1 protein-coding gene and 1 pseudogene are annotated in these 676 nt (G+C 69.2%); both read left to right on the top strand.

What is annotated here, in order from left to right:
• Positions 1-216, top strand: a pseudogene (locus tag AZG88_RS20220) (MerR family transcriptional regulator); the annotation flags it as partial.
• Positions 217-331: 115 nt separating this feature from the next.
• On the top strand, positions 332-676 hold a 345-nt coding region (locus AZG88_RS20215), incomplete at its 3' end, for an alcohol dehydrogenase catalytic domain-containing protein (protein WP_156517555.1).

Genomic DNA, 676 nt, shown 5'->3' with positions numbered 1-676 from the left:
GGGGCCGCGGCCGCCTCCGCGCAGATCGAGTTGCTGACCGAGCGCCGGCAGCAACTTGCCCGCGAGGCCCAGCAGATCGCACTTCGTCAACGCTACGTCGACCTCAAGATCGACTACTGGCGCGCGATCGCCGCCAGCGACGAGCACCGTGCCGCGCTCCTCGCGGCCGAGGCGAGCGCACTGGCCGACGAACTCCACAACACCAAGAAGCGATAGCCCTCACCCACCACACCCCCGGTGCGCTCACCGACTCGACCGATGCGGCACCGGTCACTCAGCCCTGCCCCGCTCACCACCACTGTGACCATCACAGAAGTAAGGAAGTACTGCCATGCGCGTCAACGCGTACGCCGCCCCCGCCGCCGGCCAGCCACTGGCCCCCACGACCATCGAGCGCCGCGACGTCGGCCCCAACGACGTCCTCATCGAGATCCAGTACGCCGGCATCTGCCACTCCGACATCCACACCGTCAACGGCGACTGGGGCCCGCAACCCTTCCCGGTCGTGCCCGGCCACGAGATAGTCGGCATCGTCGCCGAGGTCGGCGCCGACGTCACCCGCCACAAGGTCGGGGACCGCGTCGGCGTCGGCTGTCTGGTCAACTCCTGCGGTCACTGCACCAACTGCCGGGGCGGCGACGAGCAGTACTGCGCCAACGGCATGGTCCCCACCTAC

It is taken from the genome of Rhodococcus sp. LB1 (genome assembly GCF_001583455.1).
In the GTDB taxonomy this organism is placed as follows: Bacteria; Actinomycetota; Actinomycetes; order Mycobacteriales; family Mycobacteriaceae; genus Rhodococcus_F; species Rhodococcus_F opacus.
Note: the sequence above shows the minus strand (reverse complement) of the source record. Positions and strands in the feature narration are given on the sequence as shown.